This is a genomic window from Phaeobacter inhibens DSM 16374 (assembly GCF_000473105.1).
GTDB lineage: Bacteria > Pseudomonadota > Alphaproteobacteria > Rhodobacterales > Rhodobacteraceae > Phaeobacter > Phaeobacter inhibens.
In genome coordinates this window covers 1,164,220-1,183,888 of record NZ_KI421498.1, presented here as the reverse complement: position 1 = coordinate 1,183,888, position 19,669 = coordinate 1,164,220, and the positions used below count along the sequence as shown (strand labels likewise).

Here is a 19,669-nt window from a genome sequence, read left to right as displayed (position 1 = left end):
CGGTCTGTGCCGTATAGCGGTGCGATCTGTTGGCGTCCAGAGTCGTTTTGCAGTTTTTTGGAAAAAAACGCATCCCCCCGGCACGGTCAGCGCAGATTTCTGAAACGCGCGCCAAATGACAGAGGGCCATCGGCTGCAACCTGGGATTTCCCGGCAAGATCAACGAGGTGTGCGAAGACATTACGCTCAGCGGCGACGCGTAGGGAAGGCGGGGTTTCGGTGTAGATCCGCGCTGTCAGCTCGGTGACGGTGGCGGGACCGGCGGTGAGTTCGGCAAGGATCGCGGCCTCTCGCCCCGTGCGGTGGTCAATCAGCCAGGCGAGCCGGGTGGCGGGGGCGGCAACCGGTGCCCCATGGCCGGGGTAAAACACCCGCCAGTCGCGGGCGGCCAGCCGCCGACAAGAAGCCATGAAATCGGTCAGATCACCATCCGGGGGCGAGACCAGAGAGCTGGCCCAACCCATCACGTGATCAGCGGTGAAACAGGCATCCCCCCAAGCCAAGGCGATATGGTTGCCGAGATGGCCGGGGGTATGGATCACCTCCAGCTGCCAGTCGGGTCCGGTTAATGTCTCCCCATCGCTCAGAGAGATGTCCGGCGCGAAGTTGATATCGATGCCCTCGCCACCACCGGCCAGCCCCGCTTCGGCGAGCGATGTCATCACTGCGCTGCGCCCTGAGAGGGCATCGCCAAAGGCATAGACCGGCGCGCCGGTGGCCTCTGCCAGCGGACGTGCCAGAGGGGAGTGGTCCAGATGGCTGTGGCTGACCAGAATATGACTGATGCGCTGACCCGGTCCCAAGGCCGCGAGAATTGATTGCAGATGTGCCTCATTCGCCGGACCGGGATCAATGACCGCAACATCAGTGTCGCCGAGCAGATATGTGTTGGTGCCACAATAGGTCATCGGCGACGGGTTCGGGGCCAGAATACGGCGCAATCCGGGCTCTAGCGTTTCGGCGATCCCGGCGGGGGGATTGAAATCATCGGGTGCCTGCATCAGGTCTGATCCTTGGTAACAAACGGGGCGCAGGGGATGCGCGTTTTGCTTTTCAGCGGCGGGGTCGCGGGGTAGGTGTAGCGCATGTTCTTTCAATGGCTCAAACACTATATGCCGCGCAGCCTGTACGGGCGGGCAGCGCTTATTCTACTGGTGCCGATTGTGACGCTGCAATTGGTGGTGTCGGTTGTGTTCATCAAACGCGATCTTGAGGACCTGACGGTCCAGATGACCCTGACCATGCTGCGGGAATTGCGACTGCTGGAGGAGACCATGGCGCCGGCTGCCAGTCAGCAGGAGGCGTTGTTGCTGGCAGAACCTCTGTTGCAACCCTTGCAGATGCAGATCCGGTTTCTGGAACCAGGGGAGCCGGTGCCGTTGGATCAGATGGGGCTCTTGGAATTTTCCGGGCGGGTGGTGCGCAATACGTTGCAGGCGACTGCGCCGCAGTTCATTTCGGCCCAGTTCCCCAACACCCGCCGGGTACAGTTGGTGCTTGCGAGTGATCACGGCCCGATGGCTCTGGTATTTGATCGGCGCCGGGTGACCGCGGCGGCACCGCACCAGCTGATCGTGACAGTGATCGCCTTTGGTTTTTTGATGACGATTATCGCCTTTGTCTACATGCGTAATCAGCTGCGTCCGATCAAACAACTCGCCGATGCCGCGCAGGCCTTTGGGCGGGGGCGGACGGAGCCTTATTCGCCGCACGGCGCGAATGAGGTGCGGGCGGCCGGCAGCGCGTTTCTGGACATGCGCGCACGGATCGAGCGGCAGATGGAGCAGCGGACCTTGATGCTCTCGGGAGTGAGCCACGACCTGCGCACCCCACTCACAAGGATGAAACTTGGCCTGTCGATGCTGGACGAGGAGGACGCCGAACCGCTGCGGCAGGATGTGGATGAGATGCAGGCGCTCTTGGATGCGTTTCTTGATTTTTCGCGTGGGGTTTCGACCAGTGAGCCGGAGGAGGTCGACCCATATGTGATGATCACGCTGCTGGTGGATGGCTGGCGCCGACAGGGTAAGGATGTGATGCTGGGTGAGATGAGCGGCAAGGGCAAGGTGATGCTGCGCGGGTCTGCGATACGGCGTGCGGTCCAAAACCTGATCTCCAACGCAGTACGCTATGGCACGCGGGCGCGGGTGTCCGTGGCCATGACCGAGAAATTTCTGCGTATCCGGGTTGAGGATGATGGCCCCGGTATCGCCGAGGCCGACCGGGCTGAGGCGACGCGCCCCTTCACCCGGCTGGATCCGGCGCGCAATCAGGATCTGGGCAGTGGCGTAGGTCTCGGACTTGCCATCGTGACGGATATCGCCCGCGCCCATGGTGGTACGCTGCGGCTGGAACAAAGCGCAGCATTGGGCGGGTTACAGGCCGATATCGTGATTGGCCTGTAATACCCCTGTCACCTGGGCGCGCTCAGATCAGCTCTGATATCTCTACGCTGCGCCGCTCGGAAATGGAGATCTGTGCCGCCATCCCCATCAGCACTGCCATCCGCCCATCATGAAGGGTCACCTCTGCAGCGACGCGTTGACCGCGAACCAGTTCGAGAAACTTTTGATGCTGATAGAAAGTGGATCCATTGTGATCTCCGGCCTCAAGAAGCGCGGGATCAACCGGGATCTCTTGTGTTTCGGGACCTTTGGGACTGCGTGGCGAGGTCACCAGCTTCGGTAGCGGAGGCCTGCCCAAATGCGGGGGCCAGAACCGCCCCGGTCCGGGCACAAAGGCTTCGACCTTGCCTGTGGGGCCAACGGCGGCAATCTCTTCCTGATACTCCGCGCCTTCGGCAAACATGCACAGGTCCAGCATGGCGCGCGCGCCGCAGCGGAAGTCGACGATCACGTAGCCATTGTCGAGGATGTCAGGCACACCGTCGCTGTAGCGTTCATCGAGATGGTTCACATCCTGCCCACCGCTGGCCATCACTCGGACGGGCTCTGATCCCAGGGCCAGCCGCATCAGATCAAAGAAATGGCAGCATTTTTCAACAAAGGTGCCGCCGGATTTGGCGTCGAAGCGGTTCCAGTCATCAACCTTTTCCAGAAACGGAAAGCGATGTTCGCGGATGCTTAACATTCTAATTCCGCCGGTGGCTGCTTCGACATCGCGCAGGAAGGCGGCGACTGGCGGCATGTAACGATATTCCATCGCCACCCAAACCGGCGCATCATAGCGCGCGGCAAAGACATCCAGCCGCCCAAGATCCGCAAGGTTGGTGAACAGCGGTTTCTCGACCAGCACTGGCAGGGCGCGATGTGCAGCCAGCGCTTCCAGCTGTTCCAAGTGGCGGAAGTTGGGGCTGGCAATCAGCAGGCAATCAAGGTCGGGGTGGCTGAGCAGAGCCTCAAGGCTGTCCATGAACAGGGCTTCTGGCGCCAGTTCAGCCGAAATCTCACGCATGGCGGCGTTCGGTTCATAGATCGCGCCGACCCGCGTGTTGTCCAGCAGGGCAATATTGCGCAGATGTTCCTGGCCCATCATGCCGCAGCCGATGATCCCATAGGTGGTGGGTCCGGACATGTTTCCTCCTATGTCAGGCGCTGCACATAGAGCGCCTTTTCCGTGTCAAACCAGGTGCGTGAAAATTCAACCGGGGCCAGATCCTGGGCCCAGCTTAGCCGTTCGATATACCCAACCGTGGTGCCGGGGGGCTTGGTGAAGAGCGCCGGCGCCCAGTCGGGCACCGGCGCGAGCGAGACGCGATCCTCAGCGCGGCTGATCCAGAACCCCAATTGCAGCCGGTAGTAGCGATAAAGGGAATCAGAGAGCTGCGCGACATCCACACGGCCCGCTCCAGCATCCAGCCAAATCTCTTCAACGGCGATGATCGTGCTGTCCAGATAGCGCAATCTGCGGATACGAGTGCCCCGGGCGCTGGTGCCAAACTGCGGCAGGTCCTCAGGTTTGTCGCATTCCGTGACAGAGATGATATCTGCAGTTGGCAGGCCGCCGCCATTTGGTAGTTCCAGCCTAAACATTGAGTAGACGCTCGGCAGGGTTTGCGTTGTGCGGATATAGTTTCCCGATCCTTGAATGCGCTCCAGCATGCCCTGATTTTCCAGTTCTGACAGTGCCTTACGCAAGGTCCTTACTGTTGTCCCATAGGTTTGGGCCAGCTGCCGTTCAGGTGCCAGACGCTCCCCGTCTGCCAACCTCCCGGCCGCGATCTCGCGGGTCAGCGCTTCGCTGATCTGCAGATATAGTGGCAGCGCGGTGCCGGAGGTGCGGGGGGTGGGCATGAGGCCAATCGTCACGATAGGGAAATAATTGATACACCATTGATCTACATCAAGGCGCGGGTTATGCAAGAGTTAAGTTGCAAAGGATGAGGGAGAGGCCAATGAGCGTTGTTCCGGTAACATCTGCGGATCTTGATGCGGTTGAAGTGTCTTGGTTCGCCGCGCTCTGCTCCGATGACTACCAGTTCCTTGGCGTGCCGGATGGCGATCTGCGGTCCTCCTGGGCGCATTGCTCTGACATCGTGAAAGAGGCCGAGGCGCAGGGATTTCGCAATATCCTCTGTCCGTCGTCCTATCAGGTGGGTCAGGATACGCTTAGTTTTGTGGCAGGCTGCGCGCCGATTACCGACAGGATCAATATGCTGGCAGCGGTACGCTGCGGGGAGATGCAGCCGATCATGTTGGCGCGCACTCTTGCCACGCTGGACCACATGCTGGAGGGGCGGCTGACGGTGAACATCATCTCCTCCGATTTTCCAGGCGAGAAAGCCGACAGCGCGTTCCGGTATCAACGCTCGCGCGAGGTGGTGGAGATCCTGAAACAAGCCTGGACCCGCGATGAGATCAACCACAATGGCGAGGTTTATCAGTTCGAGGGGCTCACAACCGATCCGGCGAAACCCTATCAGACCGGCGGGCCGCTGCTGTATTTCGGTGGCTATTCCCCGGCGGCGCTGGAGCTCTGCGGTGAACATTGCGATGTCTACCTGATGTGGCCGGAAAAGATGGAAGATCTGGCCGGTCGGATGCAGGCGGTCCACAATGTTGCGGAAACCTATGGTCGCGCGCTGGATTATGGTCTTCGGGTGCACGTCATTGTCCGCGATACTGAGGCGGAAGCCTATGAATACGCTGATCATCTCGTGTCGAAACTGGATGATGCACAGGGCAAAGCCATTCGGGATCGGGCGCTGGATGCCACCTCGCTGGGCGTGGCGCATCAGGCCAAGAACCGCGATATTGCGGATGAATTCGGGTTTATTGAACCGAACCTCTGGACAGGGATAGGGCGGGCACGCTCTGGTTGCGGGGCGGCGCTGGTCGGATCCACCGATCAGATCATGTCCAAGCTGGAAGCCTATCAGAAAATGGGCATTCGCGCCTTCGTTCTGTCGGGCTATCCGCATCTGGAGGAAGCGCGGCATTTCGGGGCGCGGGTGATGCCACATCTGAAAACCTGCTCACTGCCGCATGAATATGGTCGGGTGCCGCAATCGACCCCGGCTACACCCTTAGGGAACGGAGAACGTCGTTGATGGAACGGATCAAGATCGCAGAAGGGCTGGAGTTCAGCCGTCTGGTCTATGGCATGTGGCGTCTGGGCGATGACAGCGATACATCAACCGCCCATGTCGAGGCCAAGATTGAAGCCTGTCTGGCGCAGGGGATCACCACCTTTGATCAGGCCGATATCTATGGCGGGTATGCCGCCGAAGGCATTCTGGGTCAGGCGCTGAAGGCAAATCCAGCTCTGCGGGATCGGATGGAGATTGTCACCAAATGCGATATCGTGGCCCCGGTCGGGCGCTATGCGGATGCAGCGGTCAAGCACTACGACACTTCCTCGGCTCATATTACCCGGTCAGTGGAAACCTCGCTGTCGGAGATGGGCATCGATCATATCGACCTCTTGCTGATCCACCGCCCGGATCCGCTGATGGATCATGCCGAGACGGGGGCTGCGCTGGACGCGCTGGTCGCCGCAGGCAAACTGCGCGCCGTGGGGGTTTCGAACTTCCGGCCCTGGGATTGGGAACTGCTGCAATCGGGGATGAAGACGCCACTGGCCACCAATCAGATTGAGATTTCGCTCTCTGAGATCACGCCCTTCACCAATGGCGATTTGGCTTTTCATCAACGGCAGGGCCATCCGTTGATGGCTTGGTCGCCGCTTGGCGGTGGCGGCTTAATGACCGGCCGTGGCCAATTGGCTGAACGGCTGGATGAGATTGCCGCAGCGCAGGGCGTTGACCGCGCCGCCGTCGCCATAGCCTTCCTGTTGCGGCATCCCGCTCGGATCCTGCCGGTGTTGGGTACCAACAACCTGGCGCGGATCAAACAGGCCTCTGACGCGCTGAAGGTCGAGCTGGACCGTCCGACCTGGTTCAAATTGTATGAGGCGGCATTGGGCCGGGAGGTCGCATGATGTCTGCGCATGCAGGGCAGGGGAAACATAGCTTTGTCCCAGCACCAGATAACACACGACTGCTGCGCGACGCTTTTGGTCGGTTCGCAACTGGCGTCACCATCGTGACAGCGGCGTCCGAGCAGGGTGTGGTGGCGATCACCGCCAATAGTTTTACCTCGGTTTCGCTGACGCCGCCACTGGTGCTGTGGTCGCCAGACCGTCACTCGCGCCGCTTTCCCTATTTTGAGGAGGCCCGCCACTACGCCATCCATGTGTTGGCGGCGGATCAGGATGATCTGTGTTGGCAGGTCGCAAAAGATGCTTTTGGGCTGAACCATTTGCAGCTTGCGCAGAACGAGCACGGTGTGCCGCTACTGGAGAACTGTCTGGCGCGTTTCGAATGCACTCGCTCAGCCATCCATGACGGAGGGGACCACGCCATCGTGCTGGGACATGTGGACCGCGCCACCATGCGCGAAGAAGGGGATGCACTGACATTCTACAAAGGTCAGATGGGCCAGATCGCCGCCTCAAGTTAGCGGCCGGTTGTCCGCACCGAGGGAGGTCGGGGCGGCTCAAGGGGAGGAGAGAGACGCGATGACGGCAGTTCTATCTGTCCTGAATATACTGCGCCCGCTCAACACCGGCCTGCTTGCAGCCGGTCGTTGGGTGGGCGTTTTTGCCATTGGTCTCATGGTTCTGGCAATCCTGATTCAGGTCTTCTTTCGCTATGTACTGGGCAGCGCCTTGCCTTGGCCGGATGAGGCTGCGCGGTTCTGCATGTTGTGGATGACCGGCCTGATGGCGCCCACGGCGCTGCGCAGTGGTGGTTTTGTCGCTATTGATGTTGTCGATTCTCTGCTGCGCGGCTGGCTGTTTCATCTCTTGCAACTGCTGCTTCTGATGATTGGCCTGACCGTGCTGATCGTTGGGATCCAGATTGGCTATAAGGAGGTTACTGGGCTTGGCGGACGCTTTGCCACGGCCTCGCTCTACCTGCCGACCTCGCTGGGGTTCGACAACTGGTTCCGGGTGCCGCGCAGCTGGATGATGCTCTCGCTTGTGGTGGGGCTGGGCCTGTTAATTCTGGTGAATATCGAGCTGATCCTGGAACGCATCGTGCGATTATTCGGGCAGGGCGATCGCCTGCCAGAACGCCCGGGCATGACCATCGGAGGGGCTGAGTGATGCTGATCTGGTTCCTGCCGCTGTTTCTGTTTCTTCTGCTGATCGGTCTGCCGGTCTTTTTCTGTCTTCTGGCCGCCCCCGGGGCACTGCTGTGGCTAAATGGGCAGGAGCGTGATCTGACCCTGCTGTATCGCAATCTTTATAACGGGATGGACAGCTTTCCGCTGATGGCGATCCCGTTTTTCATGCTTGCAGGGGAGTTGATGAACCGGGGGGGCATCACCGTGCGGCTGGTCGAGTTTTCGCAGGCGCTGATGGGTCATCTGCGCGGTGGGCTGGCACAGGTGAATATTCTGTCGTCGATCCTGTTTGCGGGGCTCTCTGGCTCTGCCGTGGCGGATACCTCGGCGCTGGGTTCCATGCTGATCCCTGCAATGGAGCGCGAAGGGTACAGCCGGAAATTCGCGGCGGCCGTGACCGCTGCCAGTTCGGTAATCGGGCCGATCATTCCGCCCTCGGGCATTATGATCATCTATGCCTATGTCATGGGCGAAAGCGTCGCTGCGCTGTTCCTCGCAGGGATTGTGCCGGGTGTATTGGTGGGCGTTGGCCTGATGATCATGGTCCGCGCCATGGCCGACCGGTATGAGCTGCCGGCCGCGCGGCGGGTGGTCTTCGACAGTGTTGAGATCGGCGTGATGGAGCGTTGGTTCTCCTTCGGATTGGTGCGGTTGAACCTTGGTCTGCTGTTGGCGCAGTTTGTCCCCTTGGCCGAGGGGGCCGGGGCGCAGATGAAATGGCTTGCCTTCTTTGGGGCGGTGCTGTTTGCCCATGGGCTGATGCTGGGGCTGCGTCGGGTGGTCAGCCCCGCGTTTCGCACCATCTGCAAACGGGCCGTGGTGCCATTACAAACGCCAGTCCTGATCCTTGGCGGCATTCTCGCTGGCGTCTTCACCCCAACGGAGGCCGCCGCTGTAGCTGTCGCCTATGCGCTGCTGATCAGCTTTCTGGTGCTGGGATCGATGCGGCTGGCGGATCTGCCGCAGGTGTTTTCGCGCGCGGGGATCACCTCTGCCGTGGTGCTGTTGCTGGTGGGTGCGGCGATGTCGTTCAAGACCGTGGTCAGCCTCAGTCACGCGCCGGAGCAACTGGCCGATTTCATCCTGACCCTCTCGGAAAATCCGCTGATCCTGCTGTTCCTGATCAATCTGCTGCTGTTTGTCGTCGGCATGTTTCTGGATGCAGGACCTGCGATCATCATCCTTGGTCCGATCCTTGGGCCGGTGTTCACCGATCTCGGCGTTGAATCTGTGCATTTCGCCATCATCATGTGTGTGAACCTGACAGTCGGCCTTGCGACCCCGCCTATGGGATTGGTGTTATTTGTGGCCGCTGCCGTCTCACAGGAGCGTGTCACCACCATTGCAAAGGCGATCCTGCCGTTTCTGGCGATTGAAATAGCGGTGATTTTTCTGATCACCTTTGTTCCGGCCATCTCACTGACCATTCCGCGATTGACCGGGTTTCTGAACTAAGGACGACCGAAAAACCAAATAAAAGAGCAACAGGAGGAGATAAGAATGCTCAGGAAATTGGCAAAGACAGTGGCCCTGTCAGCCCTGATGGCAGGCACAGCCCTGTCGGCCTATGCTGCGGACTATAAGATCCGCGCAACCGCGAATTCCAACGAAAATGACGAGGATTACGACGGTCTGGTGGTGTTCAAAAACTACGTCGAGGCGGCCTCAAACGGCGCAATCGAGGTTGAGCTGTTCATCGGCACGCAGCTTTGCTCCAACGGGGCGGAATGTCTGCAAGGCGTCGCGGATGGCTCGATTGATGTCTATATCTCCACCTCCGGCGGCGCGTCGGGGCTGTTCCCTTATGTGCAGGTGCTGGATCTGCCCTATCTGATGGCGGATGACCGGATCGCCGAACATGTCTTGTCGGGTGACTTTACCCGTGCCATGCGCCAGATGGCGCTGGAGGATTCCGGCGACTCCATTCGACTGATGACCATTGGCAATACCGGCGGCTGGCGGAACTTTGCCAATACCAAACGCCGGGTCGCGGAACCTGCCGACATGGAAGGTCTGAAAATCCGAACTGTCGTTGCGGACCTGCCGCAAGAGCTGGTGAAGGCGCTGGGGGCCTCCCCGACACCGATCCCCTGGCCTGAGCTGTTTACCTCGTTCCAGACCGGTGTGGTCGAAGGGTCCAAGAACGGCATCACCGATATCATGGGCATGAAGTTCCCGGATGCTGGCCTGCAATATGTGACGCTGGACGGTCACGCCTATATGGGCGCGCTGTGGTGGATGTCGAACAAGACCTTCATGGATATGCCGGAAGACATGCGGCAGGTCGTGGTTGATGGGTTCTATGCTTTGCAGCAAGCGACCTTTGCCTCGCCCAAGCGCAAGTCGATCCAGGCCTATGAGGATTTTGTTGCGGGCGGCGGCGATCTCTATGTGCCCACGCCGGATCAGAAGGCCGCTTTCAAATCCGCCGCCGAGCCGGTTTATGACTGGTTCAAGTCTAACGTGACCCGCGGTGATGAGATCTTCACTGCATTGGCGGAGGCCGTGGCCGAGGCAGAAGCCGACGTCAGCGCGGCTCGCGCGGCGGATCTGAATTGATACCGTCTTGAGAAAATACCGGGCGGCGCGGGGTCACCTTGCGCCGCCTGCCGGTCCCTCACCGGAATGGGTACATCCAGACCTTGTAATCTTCGACCAGAACATGCGCCTTATCGATCTCTGCCGGGGTCATCTTCTTGACCACTTCTTCCAGGCTGATGGCCGCATCGGGATCGCCGCCGATGGCCGACAGCGTGTACCACATATAGGCGCGCACCAGATCGGGGGCTGGCATTCCGCGACCGATTTCATAGTACCAGCCAATTCCGGATTGGGCGCCCGGATGCCCTTTCATGGCGCTGCGCAGGTACCACTCAAACGCACGGACATCGTCCTGCTCAACACCCAGCCCCATGGCGTACATAATCCCGATCAGTTCTTCCGCATCGGCATTGCCGGATCGCGCCGCAGGCCAGAGCGCATCGCGCGCTGCCGCAAACTCTCCGGCCTCCATCAGATCCCGGGCCTGTTCGATTTCGGCCCAGGCTGGCAGAGGCGCAGTTATCGTCAGGCCGGTCATGGACAGCGCCACCGCGACCAGAATCGGTTTCCATCTCTTGCGCATGTGCTCTCCTGTGTCGTGTTGGCGCTTGGCCTTTGTGCGGGGACGGTCGTCGCAGAGGAACCGCAGTTGCCGTCATCGCTGGGGCCCGGCGATTTTATTCCCATAGACCCGGCAAAAGCGGAACTGGGGCGACTGCTATTTTATGACAAGATCCTGTCGGGGAACAGAAATATCAGCTGCGGCACCTGCCATCATCCGCGTCATGGTACATCTGACGGGCTGTCGCTGGGGCTGGGTGAGGGGGCTGAGGGGCTGGGACCTGCGCGCCTGTCCGGCCGCGGCGCAAGCCGGGTGCAGAAACGTGTGCCGCGCAATGCGCCAGCACTTTGGAACCTCGGGGCGAAGTCCATTCGCGTGCTGATGCATGATGGGCGGATCAGTGCAGATCCCATTTACGGCAATAGCTTCAACACCCCAGCCGAGGAATGGTTGCTTGGGGGGCTGCAATCGCTGCTGGCTGCGCAGGCCTTATTCCCGATGACTTCCAGCGTCGAGATGGCAGGCAATGTCGGCGAGAACGAGGTGATAGGGGCCACCCGCGACCGGATTGATCTGGCCTGGCCGATCATCGCCAAACGCGTCCGCAGTCTTCCGGACTATGGAGTGGGGTTCGTTGCTGCCTTTGATCACATCTCAGTACCGGAGGATGTGGAAGTCACAGATATTGCCGAGGCGCTTGCCCAGTTCATGGTGCAGGATTTCACCTCGGTTGATAGCCCGTTTGATGCCTATCTGGCGGGGAATGACACCGCCCTGACCGCGCGACAGAAAGCCGGGGCGGACCTGTTCTTTGGCTCTGCCGGATGCAGCGGGTGCCATGCTGGGCCGCTGTTTTCGGATCAGAACTTCTACGCCCTCGGTCTGCCGGCCTTCGGCCCCGGTCGCGCGCGCCGCTTTGACCCTTATGCCCGGGACGTCGGTCGTATGGGCGAAAGCGATGATCTGGCAGACGCCTACCGGTTCCGCACGCCTATGTTGCGCAATGTGGAACTGACCGGCCCTTATGGCCACAACGGAGCTTTCCCGACACTGGAGCGGATGATCCGGCACCATCTCGATCCAGTCGCAAGCCGTTCGGCGTGGACGCCTGACGATCTGCAATTGCCAGATGTGCCCTGGCTGGCCGCCACAGATTTTGTGGTGCAGCAGGACCGGTTCGAGATGGCGCGACAGTCGCGAGCCCGCGACATATATCTGCGCCAGGATCTCAGCGATCAGGATATCGCAGCGCTGGTCGCCTTTCTCACGGCGCTGACCGGCGAAAAAGCACGCGCACAGCAATCGTCTGTCCCCTCCGCCGTTCCCAGCGGCCTGCCCGTTGATGGGGCAAAGCGCTGAACATTGGATGAGCCGTAACTCCGCGTGCGTTGCTCGTCGGCGCAAACGGACTGTCAGTGCCCAATATACTCGCTAAGCGCAGCGCGGCAGCCCTGTGACCGGATCATGGAGAGCCAGTAAGAAAACCGCTCAACCACGCCCGGCTGCTCTGATAGATCCCCATAGATCTGGCTTTGCTGCAACCAGACCTCAGGGTTTTTCTGCGCGCGTTCCGCTGCGGATTTGCGGGTTTCCCAATCGGGGTCGTTTGGCGCGATCTCGCTGGCATCCTCACGCAGCCCGGTACACATCTGCGCCCAGAGCGCCTCCACAAGGCAAAGCCCGTCAATTGCGCCCTTGCTCCGCACGGCATCGCGCAGGATCGGCATTACAAACCCCGGATGGCGCGATGAGCCGTCATAAGCCACACGCCGCGTGGTGTCGCGGATTTCGGGGTTGGAGAAGCGCGCCTCAATCAGGGTGAGGTAATCCTTCGGGGCCATCTCGGGTACTGCGATGACATGGGGCAGAATTTCTGCCGTCTGAACCGTGCGAAAGAAGGCCGCCAGCAAGGGATCTTTCATGCAGTCGGCGATGGTCGCGATCGACAGCAGTTCACCCGCGTTGGCCAGCACCTGATGGCCTGCGTTCAGCACGCGGATCTTCATGCTTTCGTAGCCGTGAACATCGTCGGTGAAGATGGCCCCGGCCAGATCCCAAGGAGGGCGCCCGGCGCAGAATTCATCCTCAATGACCCAATGCCGGTAATTCTCATGTGTCACGGGGGCGGTGTCCTCAATCCCGTAACCCCGGGCCAGAGCAATCTCAGCCGGACCGGTGGCGGGCACGATGCAATCCACCATGGAATTTGGAAAGGCCCCGGTTTGATCGATCCATGCGGCAAGCTCCGGATCGGTCTGCTGCGCCAGCGTCACCACTGCAGTGCGGGTGATCTGACCGTTGCCCTGGAGGTTGTCGCAGCTTTGCACGGTAAAGGCGGGCAGACCACGACCCCGGCGCAGCCGCAGCGCTTCAACAATGGCGCCAAACACGGTGCGTGGGCGATCGGGCCGGGCAATGTCATGCCGGATATCCTCATGGTTGAGATCCAGCCCCTTGTGCTGTGCGTCCTGATAATAGCCACCTTCGGTCACAGTCAGCGAAACGATACGGATTGGGCTGCCTGCCATGCAACGGATCAGGCTGGCATTGTCAGCCTCGACCGGTAGGAAATCGATCAACGGCCCGATCACTTCGGCTGAACGCCCGGTCGGATCCAATTCGATCAGTGTTGTCAGACAGTCCTGTGCCAGCAGCCGATCCCGCATTCCTGCGTCGGCAGCGCGCACACCGGCCCCGATAATACCCCAATCCATCGCCAAGCCCCGCTGCATCAGGGCATGCAGATACCACGCCTGATGCGCGCGGTGGAAATTGCCAAGCCCGATATGGACGATGCCGGGGCTGATTTCGGCGCGGTCATAACTGGGCCGGCCAATCGTCTGTGGCAGTTGGCTCAATGTATCATTCGAGAGTTTCATGGCTGCTGCCTCCCACCTGTGTTCCCGCATCAGCTCATCCATTGGCCGCCATCGACGTTATAGGTCTGAGCCACAACATAGTCGGCGTCCTCGCTGGCCAGAAAGACGGCCATCCCGGTCAGATCTGCTGCAGTGCCCATTCGCCCGTAGGGAACAGATTGCGCCACCTCGGCTTTTTTTTGGCCGGGGGCCTTGCCCTCATATTTGGCAAAAAAAGCATCGACGCCGTCCCAATGTTCACCGTCGACGACACCGGGGGCGATGGCGTTCACATTGATGCCATGTGAGATCAGGTTCAGCCCGGCAGATTGCGTGAGGCTGATCACCGCCGCCTTCGTCGCGCAGTAGACGGACACCAGCGGCTCTCCCCGACGGCCGGCCTGGCTGGCCATGTTGATAATCTTGCCGCCGGTGCCCTGGGTGATCATCTGTTGTGCCGCAGCCTGCATCATGAACAACGTACCGGAAACATTGATGTCAAAGGTGCGTTGGTAGGACTCTCGGGTCACCTCGGTCAGCGGCGCGGCCGTGAATACAGCGGCGTTGTTGATCAGAATGTCGAGGCCACCATAGCTTTCAACGGCGCGGGTGAGGGCGCGGTCAATGCTGGCTTGATCCGTGACATCCAGTTCGACGGCAATCGCGGCCGCTCCGATTTGCGCGGCAGTTGCCTCTGCACGGGCAGTATCAATATCGGCGATGACCACGCGCGCGCCCTCATTCGCATAGGCTTCGGCAAAGGCCGCCCCGATGCCACGGGCGGCACCCGTGATCAGAGCGCGTTTTCCGTTTAGGCGTTTCATTCGATCCGCAGCCCGTCGGAACCAAAACGATGCAGATGCGTCATGTCAGGTGTTAGAAACACCCGTGCGCCGTAGCCCAGATCCAGCTCCCCGCTGGCCCGCACTGTAAGTGGGTCGTCAAAGGCGTCACATTGCACGTGGAAAAAAGTGTCGGATCCCAGATGCTCAGAGACACCAATGGTTCCCGCCCACATCCCCTCCGTTTCAGAGATGCTAAGATGTTCGGGCCGGATGCCGATGGTGGCTGCATTGTGCTGCGCAGCCTGCGGGCCGGTCAGAAGGTTCATCTTCGGCGATCCGATAAAGCCCGCGACAAATACATTGCGTGGCGCGCGATACAGCTCCATCGGACTGCCGACCTGTTCGATCACGCCAGCCTGCAAGACGACGATCTTGTCAGCCATGGTCATCGCCTCAACCTGATCATGGGTCACGTAGATCATGGTGGTTGCAAGTCGTTTGTGCAGCTCCGAGATTTCCAACCGCATGCCAACGCGCAGGGCGGCATCCAGATTGGACAGCGGTTCGTCAAACAGAAACGCCGCCGGTTCACGCACGATGGCACGGCCAATAGCGACGCGCTGACGTTGACCGCCCGACAGCTGGCCTGGGCGGCGATCCAGATAATCGGTGAGGTTCAGCGCCGCAGCAGCATTGTCAATCCGGCGCTTCTGCTCATCCGCCGGGATGCCCGCCATCTTCATCGGAAAGGCGATGTTCTTGCGCACCGACATATGCGGATAGAGCGCATAGGATTGAAAGACCATCGCCAGTCCGCGTTTCGCCGGGGGGATGTCGGTTGCATCCTCGCCATCGATGCGGATGGTGCCCGAGGTGATATCCTCCAGTCCCGCAATCAGGCGCAGCAGCGTGGATTTGCCACAACCGGACGGGCCGACAAAGACGGTGAATTCGCCATCTTCAATGGTCAAGTCCAGCGGCGGGATGACCTCAACGGGGCCAAAATTCTTGGTCACGCTTTCAAGTTTGATCTGTCCCATGGGTGTCTTCCTTATTTCACGGCGCCGAAGGTCAGGCCGCTGACAAGTTGTTTCTGGCTGAACCAGCCAAGGATGAGGATCGGCGCGATGGCCATTGTCGAAGCCGCTGACAGCTTGGCGTAGAACAGGCCTTCGGGGCTGGAATAGCTGGCGATGAACGCGGTCAGTGGTGCGGCCTTGGCGGCGGTCAGGTTTAGCGTCCAGAAGGCTTCGTTCCAGGCCAGGATGATGTTCAGCAGCAGGGTCGAGGCGATGCCGGGAATGGCCATTGGTGTCAGCACATAGAGGATCTCCTCTTTCAGGGTGGCACCATCCATTCGCGCCGCCTCAAGGATCTCTCCAGGGATTTCCTTGAAGTAGGTGTAAAGCATCCAGACAATGATCGGCAGGTTGATCAGCATCAGCACCACAACCAGACCAAAGCGGTTGTCCAGCAGTCCCATTTTGATGAACAGGATATAGATCGGGTAGAGTACGCCGACCGCAGGCAGCATCTTGGTTGACAGCATCCACAGCAGGATATCCTTGGTGCGTTTCGACGGAACAAAGGCCATCGACCAAGCAGCCGGCACTGCGATGATAATGCCAAGAATGGTCGAGCCACCGGCAATGATCACCGAATTCCACAGGAACCGCATATAGTCGGAGCGTTCCTGCACAACGCTGTAGTTTTCCAGCGTCCAGTCAAAGAACAGGAAGACGGGCGGATCGCTGATGGCCTGTGCCTCGGTCTTGAAGCTGGTGAGAATGGTCCAGAGGATTGGAAAGAAGATCAGCAACCCAACAGCCCAGGCCAGCGCAGTATTGATGGCTTTGCGTCTTGGTGTAACGGCTCGTGCCATGGTGGCCTCCTATGCGTCGAGGTTCTTGCCAACGATGCGCATCAGGAAGATGGCAACGATATTGGCGAGGATGATGGCGTAGACACCACCGGCGGATCCCAATCCGACGTTCTGACTTTCCAAAACACGTTGATAGATCAGGTAGGTGAGGGTCTTGGTCCCGAACGAGCCTTGGGTGGTGACAAAGATCTCGGCAAAGATGGACAGCAGAAAAATCGTCTGGATCAGCACAACAACCGTGATGGCCCGGCTCAGGTGCGGCAGGGTGATATAGCCGAACCGTGCCACCGGCGGAGCGCCATCCATTTCAGCGGCCTCCAGCTGTTCACTGTCCAGCGACTGAATTGCAGTCAGCAGGATCAACGTTGCAAACGGCAGCCACTGCCAGCTGACGATGAGAATAATCGACTGCAGCGAGGCCTCAGAGAGCCATGAAACGGGTTCCGCTCCGAAGGCCTTCCACAGGTGAGCAAAGAGACCGTTCACAGGGTCCATGAACATATTCTTCCAGACCAGCGCTGACACCGTCGGCATGACGAAAAAGGGCGCGATCACCAGAATGCGGACAATGCCCTGTCCCCACATCGGCTGATTAAGCAGCAAAGCAAGGAACACGCCGAGGATCACGGTAATGGCAAGGACGCCACCCACGATGACCAGCGTTGCCTGTACACTTGGCCAGAAGGCGCTGGAGGACAGGAAGCGGGCATAATTGTCAAAGCCCACCCAGCCCAGGTCGCCACCACGTAGGGGCAGATATTTCTTGAACGAAAAGTAGAGTGTCATCGTCAGCGGGACCAGCATCCAACCCAGAAGCAGGATCACTGCGGGGGCCATCATGATGCGTGCTGCCGACCGGGAATGTTGGGTCGCCATGGCAAATCTCCATTGTCGCCGGTTCTTGAGCCGTCGTGACAAATATTGGCTTGTTCGGGGAGAAGGAGCCAGAGGGCAGCCGAATTAACGGGCCACCCTCTGGGAGGGAGGAGGCGTCAGTAACCTGCCGCTTCCATTTCGTCTGCAGTCAGCGCCTGCGCTTTGGCGAGGGCCTCTTCAGCGGTTTGCTGTCCGGCGAGTGCCGCAGAGAACTCCTGGCCAACCTGTGTTGCAATGCCCGCAAATTCCGGGATGGCCGCAAACTGGATGCCGACATAAGGCACCGGATCAACCGTCGGGTTGTTCGGATCTGCCGACAGAATGCTCTCCAGTGTCATTTTGGCGAAGGGGATATCCTTGTAGTTCGCGTTCTCATAAAGCGAGATCCGCGCACCCGGAGGAACATTTGCCCAACCTTCGTTCTCGGCTACAAGCTCAATGTAGTCTTTCGAGGTGGCCCACTGGATGAACTCCTTTGCGGCGGCCTCTTTCTGGGTGCCTGCAGGGATCGCGAGAGCCCAGGCCCAGAGCCAGTTGCTGCGCTTGCCCAATCCGGTGTCAGGTGCCAGTGCAAAACCGACCTTGTCCGCGACGGTGGAGTCATTGGGGTTGGTCACGAACGATGCCGCAACGGTTGCGTCGATCCACATGCCGCATTTGCCCTGCTGGAACAGCGACAGGTTTTCATTGAACCCGTTGTTGGACGCGCCCGGAGGACCTGCATCATTCAACAGGTTGATGTAGAAGTTGAGCGTGTTCGACCAGGCTTCACTATCGAACTGGGGCGCCCAGTTTTCATCGAACCAGCGCGCGCCAAACGAATTGGACATGGCGGTGATGAAGGCTGCGTTTTCGCCCCAACCGGCCTTGCCGCGCAGGCAGATGCCGTAGGTTTCATTGTCCTTGTCGGTCATCTGGCGGGCTGCATCGGCCACAAAGTCCCACGTCGGCGCTGCGGGCATCTCCAAACCGGCCTTTTCCATCAGGTCGGTGCGATACATGATCATGGAGCTTTCGCCATAGAATGGCGCCGCAAAGAGCGTGCCATCATGCGACAGGCCACCGCGCATCGCGGGCAGAATATCGTCTACATCATAATCGGCAGGCAGATCGTTTAGCGGCACAAGCCAGCCATTCTTGCCCCAGATTGGGGTTTCGTACATGCCGATGGTCATGATGTCGAACTGACCACCCTTGGCCGAGATATCGGTGGTGACGCGCTGGCGCAGCACGTTTTCTTCAAGGGTGACCCATTCCACCTCATGGCCGGTTTTGGCTGTGAAATCCTCTGTCAGCCCTTGCATTCGGATCATGTCGCCGTTGTTCACGGTTGCGATGGTGATCGTGTCGGCAAAGGCGGCGGTGCTGGCAAATACGGTCAATGCCGTTGCTGCACGCAATGCGCTCTTAAGGTACATCCTTATCCTCCCATGATTGGATGTTGCCATGAGAGGATAGCGGAGTATGGCGTCGCGCGTCAAATTAAAATTAACGCGCGTAAAGTTTCAAGAAAATCGCATGACCAGAATGATTTAAGCTGAGCCGCGCATCACCAATTGCCCGTCGAACAGTATGTCCTGGCGAGAATCAGCCAGTGCATTGCCTTCGATTCGGGCGACAAGGGTCTCTGCGCTGGTGCGGGCAATCGCGGTGTAATCCTGGGAGACCGTGGTCAGGGTCGGGCAGGTATAACGGGAAAACGGATGATCATCGTGTCCGGCCACCCGCAACGCGCACCCATCCCCAAGGCCGACGCGCAGCCCAAGCTGATAGGCCGCTGACAGCAGCCCGATCGCAAGGCGGTCGTTGCTGCACAGGATCGTATTTGTTGCCGACCGTTGCCCCGACAGCAATCGGGTGCCTTCACGAAACCCAATCTCCTCGAAGTCCCAGCCATCGCCATCGACCTGGATCAGTTCGGGCCGGTGCCCGAGCCGTTCCATAGATGAGATATAGGCGTTGCGCCGTTTGACTGCATTGGGGTTGGTTGGTGTCTTCATCTCAAAGAAGACCGGCGCGTCACCGGTGCGACAAAGATACTCTACGATGGTAGTGACGCTTTGCTGATTGTCGGAACCGATGAAGGCCTCGCCGGTGTTTTCCAGATTGGCATCAAACAGGACTGTTGGCACCTCGTTGCAGAATTCCCGGATCTGCGGCGTTTCTGAGACCCGACCCAACGGGGCCAGCAACGTGCCGGCTGGTTTCAGCAGGCGCAGGTTGTTGAGGTTCTCCAACTCCTGCGCCGGGGTGCCATTGGATCCCAGTAAAACAGGCCGGTAGCCGGCCGCGATAACGTGATCCTCAATGTGTCGGGCGATCTTGGCAAAAAACGGGTCGGTGAGGTTCGGGACCACAATGCCGATGGTCTTGGTCAGCCGCCGGTTCTGGTTCATCGCATAAAGATTCGGGCGATAGTCGAATTTTTCCAGCGCCTCTTCAATCCGCTCCCGGGTCGATTTGCGCACGCTGTCCGGATCATTGAAGAACTTGGATAGCGTCGGTCTGGAAATTCCGCTCACCGAGGCAAATTCATCCATGTTCCTGATTTTGGGATCACTCATCGCGGGCTGTCC

19 protein-coding genes are annotated in these 19,669 nt (G+C 59.5%); 8 read left to right on the top strand and 11 right to left on the bottom strand.

Annotated elements, in window-relative coordinates; translation table 11 throughout:
* Positions 1-86 precede the first annotated feature (86 nt).
* The gene (locus INHI_RS0109325; protein ID WP_014879801.1) at positions 87-1,001 is read right to left on the bottom strand and encodes an MBL fold metallo-hydrolase; all 915 of its coding nucleotides are present in this window, start codon (positions 999-1,001) and stop codon (positions 87-89) included.
* Positions 1,002-1,085: 84 nt separating this feature from the next.
* Here INHI_RS0109325 and INHI_RS0109315 point away from each other — a divergent pair, with 84 nt between their 5' ends.
* Positions 1,086-2,405, top strand: a complete 1,320-nt coding sequence (locus INHI_RS0109315) for an ATP-binding protein (RefSeq protein ID WP_027247479.1) — start codon at positions 1,086-1,088, stop codon at positions 2,403-2,405.
* Positions 2,406-2,427: 22 nt separating this feature from the next.
* On the opposite strand, the gene INHI_RS0109310 is transcribed toward INHI_RS0109315, so the two are convergent.
* Together INHI_RS0109310 and INHI_RS0109305 are read right to left on the bottom strand one after the other, a co-directional pair.
* The gene (locus INHI_RS0109310; RefSeq protein WP_027247478.1) at positions 2,428-3,534 is read right to left on the bottom strand and encodes a Gfo/Idh/MocA family protein; all 1,107 of its coding nucleotides are present in this window, start codon (positions 3,532-3,534) and stop codon (positions 2,428-2,430) included.
* A gap of 8 nt (positions 3,535-3,542) precedes the next feature.
* Positions 3,543-4,253 carry a GntR family transcriptional regulator gene (locus INHI_RS0109305; RefSeq protein ID WP_027247477.1) on the bottom strand — a complete coding sequence of 237 codons (711 nt, stop codon included), beginning with the start codon at positions 4,251-4,253 and terminating at the stop codon, positions 3,543-3,545.
* Positions 4,254-4,354: 101 nt separating this feature from the next.
* Here INHI_RS0109305 and INHI_RS0109300 point away from each other — a divergent pair, with 101 nt between their 5' ends.
* The 6 genes from INHI_RS0109300 to INHI_RS0109275 are packed head-to-tail and all read left to right on the top strand — an operon-like array spanning position 4,355 to position 10,148.
* Entirely contained in the window at positions 4,355-5,509 is a 1,155-nt protein-coding gene (locus INHI_RS0109300) for an LLM class flavin-dependent oxidoreductase (protein WP_027247476.1), read from the top strand.
* Complete coding sequence (locus tag INHI_RS0109295) at positions 5,509-6,399, top strand: aldo/keto reductase (protein ID WP_014879806.1); 891 nt, start codon at positions 5,509-5,511, stop codon at positions 6,397-6,399. Before INHI_RS0109300 ends, INHI_RS0109295 begins: the two co-directional genes overlap by 1 nt.
* Positions 6,399-6,920: a flavin reductase family protein gene (locus tag INHI_RS0109290; protein WP_027247475.1), complete on the top strand. Its 522-nt coding sequence runs from the start codon at positions 6,399-6,401 to the stop codon at positions 6,918-6,920. The genes INHI_RS0109295 and INHI_RS0109290 overlap by 1 nt, the downstream gene beginning before the upstream one ends.
* A 58-nt stretch (positions 6,921-6,978) precedes the next feature.
* Positions 6,979-7,569, top strand: coding sequence for a TRAP transporter small permease (locus tag INHI_RS0109285; protein ID WP_027247474.1), 591 nt, complete (start codon positions 6,979-6,981; stop codon positions 7,567-7,569).
* Positions 7,569-9,044, top strand: a complete 1,476-nt coding sequence (locus INHI_RS0109280) for a TRAP transporter large permease (RefSeq protein ID WP_014879809.1) — start codon at positions 7,569-7,571, stop codon at positions 9,042-9,044. The genes INHI_RS0109285 and INHI_RS0109280 overlap by 1 nt, the downstream gene beginning before the upstream one ends.
* Positions 9,045-9,089: 45 nt before the next feature.
* Complete coding sequence (locus INHI_RS0109275; protein WP_014874436.1) at positions 9,090-10,148, top strand: TRAP transporter substrate-binding protein; 1,059 nt, start codon at positions 9,090-9,092, stop codon at positions 10,146-10,148.
* A 58-nt stretch (positions 10,149-10,206) separates the two neighbouring features.
* On the opposite strand, the gene INHI_RS0109270 is transcribed toward INHI_RS0109275, so the two are convergent.
* Complete coding sequence (locus INHI_RS0109270) at positions 10,207-10,668, bottom strand: tetratricopeptide repeat protein (RefSeq protein WP_036767273.1); 462 nt, start codon at positions 10,666-10,668, stop codon at positions 10,207-10,209.
* A gap of 111 nt (positions 10,669-10,779) precedes the next feature.
* On the opposite strand from INHI_RS0109270, the gene INHI_RS0109265 reads away from it, so the two are divergent.
* Entirely contained in the window at positions 10,780-12,051 is a 1,272-nt protein-coding gene (locus INHI_RS0109265; protein WP_211233565.1) for a cytochrome-c peroxidase, read from the top strand.
* Between the two features lie 53 nt (positions 12,052-12,104).
* On the opposite strand, the gene INHI_RS0109260 is transcribed toward INHI_RS0109265, so the two are convergent.
* The 7 genes from INHI_RS0109260 to INHI_RS0109230 form a co-directional block, all read right to left on the bottom strand.
* A complete protein-coding gene (locus INHI_RS0109260) occupies positions 12,105-13,571 on the bottom strand; it encodes a mannitol dehydrogenase family protein (protein WP_027247471.1) in 1,467 nt (488 codons plus the stop codon).
* Positions 13,572-13,600: 29 nt separating this feature from the next.
* Complete coding sequence (locus INHI_RS0109255) at positions 13,601-14,374, bottom strand: L-iditol 2-dehydrogenase (protein ID WP_027247470.1); 774 nt, start codon at positions 14,372-14,374, stop codon at positions 13,601-13,603.
* A complete protein-coding gene (locus tag INHI_RS0109250; protein ID WP_014874440.1) occupies positions 14,371-15,375 on the bottom strand; it encodes an ABC transporter ATP-binding protein in 1,005 nt (334 codons plus the stop codon). The genes INHI_RS0109255 and INHI_RS0109250 overlap by 4 nt, the downstream gene beginning before the upstream one ends.
* An 11-nt stretch (positions 15,376-15,386) precedes the next feature.
* Entirely contained in the window at positions 15,387-16,217 is an 831-nt protein-coding gene (locus INHI_RS0109245; protein ID WP_014874441.1) for a carbohydrate ABC transporter permease, read from the bottom strand.
* 9 nt (positions 16,218-16,226) lie between these two features.
* Complete coding sequence (locus tag INHI_RS0109240; protein ID WP_014874442.1) at positions 16,227-17,093, bottom strand: carbohydrate ABC transporter permease; 867 nt, start codon at positions 17,091-17,093, stop codon at positions 16,227-16,229.
* Between the two features lie 116 nt (positions 17,094-17,209).
* Positions 17,210-18,511 carry an ABC transporter substrate-binding protein gene (locus INHI_RS0109235; protein ID WP_014879814.1) on the bottom strand — a complete coding sequence of 434 codons (1,302 nt, stop codon included), beginning with the start codon at positions 18,509-18,511 and terminating at the stop codon, positions 17,210-17,212.
* A gap of 114 nt (positions 18,512-18,625) precedes the next feature.
* The gene (locus tag INHI_RS0109230) at positions 18,626-19,657 is read right to left on the bottom strand and encodes a LacI family DNA-binding transcriptional regulator (protein ID WP_027247469.1); all 1,032 of its coding nucleotides are present in this window, start codon (positions 19,655-19,657) and stop codon (positions 18,626-18,628) included.
* Positions 19,658-19,669 lie beyond the last annotated feature (12 nt).

What these genes read in the sequence shown, in the direction of transcription:
- INHI_RS0109270 (WP_036767273.1), bottom strand. Translation starts at nt 10,668, where the DNA reads ATGACCGGCCTGACGATAACTGCGCCTCTGCCAGCCTGGGCCGAAATC.
- INHI_RS0109245 (WP_014874441.1), bottom strand. Translation starts at nt 16,217, where the DNA reads ATGGCACGAGCCGTTACACCAAGACGCAAAGCCATCAATACTGCGCTG.
- INHI_RS0109280 (WP_014879809.1), top strand. Translation starts at nt 7,569, where the DNA reads ATGCTGATCTGGTTCCTGCCGCTGTTTCTGTTTCTTCTGCTGATCGGT.
- INHI_RS0109295 (WP_014879806.1), top strand. Translation starts at nt 5,509, where the DNA reads ATGGAACGGATCAAGATCGCAGAAGGGCTGGAGTTCAGCCGTCTGGTC.
- INHI_RS0109250 (WP_014874440.1), bottom strand. Translation starts at nt 15,375, where the DNA reads ATGGGACAGATCAAACTTGAAAGCGTGACCAAGAATTTTGGCCCCGTT.
- INHI_RS0109325 (WP_014879801.1), bottom strand. Translation starts at nt 1,001, where the DNA reads ATGCAGGCACCCGATGATTTCAATCCCCCCGCCGGGATCGCCGAAACG.
- INHI_RS0109235 (WP_014879814.1), bottom strand. Translation starts at nt 18,511, where the DNA reads ATGTACCTTAAGAGCGCATTGCGTGCAGCAACGGCATTGACCGTATTT.
- INHI_RS0109230 (WP_027247469.1), bottom strand. Translation starts at nt 19,657, where the DNA reads ATGAGTGATCCCAAAATCAGGAACATGGATGAATTTGCCTCGGTGAGC.
- INHI_RS0109315 (WP_027247479.1), top strand. Translation starts at nt 1,086, where the DNA reads ATGTTCTTTCAATGGCTCAAACACTATATGCCGCGCAGCCTGTACGGG.
- INHI_RS0109300 (WP_027247476.1), top strand. Translation starts at nt 4,355, where the DNA reads ATGAGCGTTGTTCCGGTAACATCTGCGGATCTTGATGCGGTTGAAGTG.
- INHI_RS0109240 (WP_014874442.1), bottom strand. Translation starts at nt 17,093, where the DNA reads ATGGCGACCCAACATTCCCGGTCGGCAGCACGCATCATGATGGCCCCC.
- INHI_RS0109310 (WP_027247478.1), bottom strand. Translation starts at nt 3,534, where the DNA reads ATGTCCGGACCCACCACCTATGGGATCATCGGCTGCGGCATGATGGGC.
- INHI_RS0109290 (WP_027247475.1), top strand. Translation starts at nt 6,399, where the DNA reads ATGTCTGCGCATGCAGGGCAGGGGAAACATAGCTTTGTCCCAGCACCA.
- INHI_RS0109255 (WP_027247470.1), bottom strand. Translation starts at nt 14,374, where the DNA reads ATGAAACGCCTAAACGGAAAACGCGCTCTGATCACGGGTGCCGCCCGT.
- INHI_RS0109305 (WP_027247477.1), bottom strand. Translation starts at nt 4,253, where the DNA reads ATGCCCACCCCCCGCACCTCCGGCACCGCGCTGCCACTATATCTGCAG.
- INHI_RS0109260 (WP_027247471.1), bottom strand. Translation starts at nt 13,571, where the DNA reads ATGAAACTCTCGAATGATACATTGAGCCAACTGCCACAGACGATTGGC.
- INHI_RS0109285 (WP_027247474.1), top strand. Translation starts at nt 6,979, where the DNA reads ATGACGGCAGTTCTATCTGTCCTGAATATACTGCGCCCGCTCAACACC.
- INHI_RS0109275 (WP_014874436.1), top strand. Translation starts at nt 9,090, where the DNA reads ATGCTCAGGAAATTGGCAAAGACAGTGGCCCTGTCAGCCCTGATGGCA.